We start from the raw sequence: 643 nt of genomic DNA on the forward strand, positions 1-643 counted from the left end.
GCGGTGGCGGTTCGCAAGGCTGCTTCGGCCTGGGTGGCAACACCATGAAATACCGTCTGGGCAATGAGTGCGACGCCTACACGGAATTCGGCTACACCAAGTCCGTCGCCAAGTCCGGCGGCGTGAACTACCTGGCCACCATCTGGGTCAACGCCTACGCGCCAAACTCGGATTTCGGCGACAACAAACTGGGCATCGTCAAGGCCTATGTCGAAGCGCAGGGACTCGATTTCCTGAACGGCGGCACGGCCTGGATAGGTAAGCGCTTCTACTACCGTCCTGACATCCACATGCTGGACTTGCAGTACATCAACATGAACGGCACGGGCGCCGGCCTGGACCGCATTCCTGCAGGACCGGGTAAATTCTCGTACGCCTTCTTCAAGGACAACGACGTCAAGGTCCCGTTGCCGAACGGCGGCGTCAACACCAAATCGGCCGTGCGCCAGAACTTCATCTTTGGCGAGATTCCCGTCAATGAAAACGGCACGCTGGACCTGGCCGCGACCTACATCATCGGCGAAGGTAAGGATGACGTCATCACTGGCAAGCGCAATAACGGCTGGCAGCTGTCGGCATTCCACCGTCAAGGTAAAGTGTTTGGCGGCGGCAATACCTTCGGCGTGCAGTACGGCGTCGGTCC

At 59.3% G+C, this 643-nt stretch carries 1 protein-coding gene; it reads left to right on the plus strand.

Annotated features, from left to right (window positions below):
* On the plus strand, positions 1-643 hold a 643-nt coding region (locus tag KO539_RS29845; RefSeq protein WP_219313992.1), incomplete at both ends, for a carbohydrate porin.

Source organism: Janthinobacterium sp. NKUCC06_STL (genome assembly GCF_019345455.1).
GTDB lineage: Bacteria > Pseudomonadota > Gammaproteobacteria > Burkholderiales > Burkholderiaceae_D > Janthinobacterium > Janthinobacterium rivuli.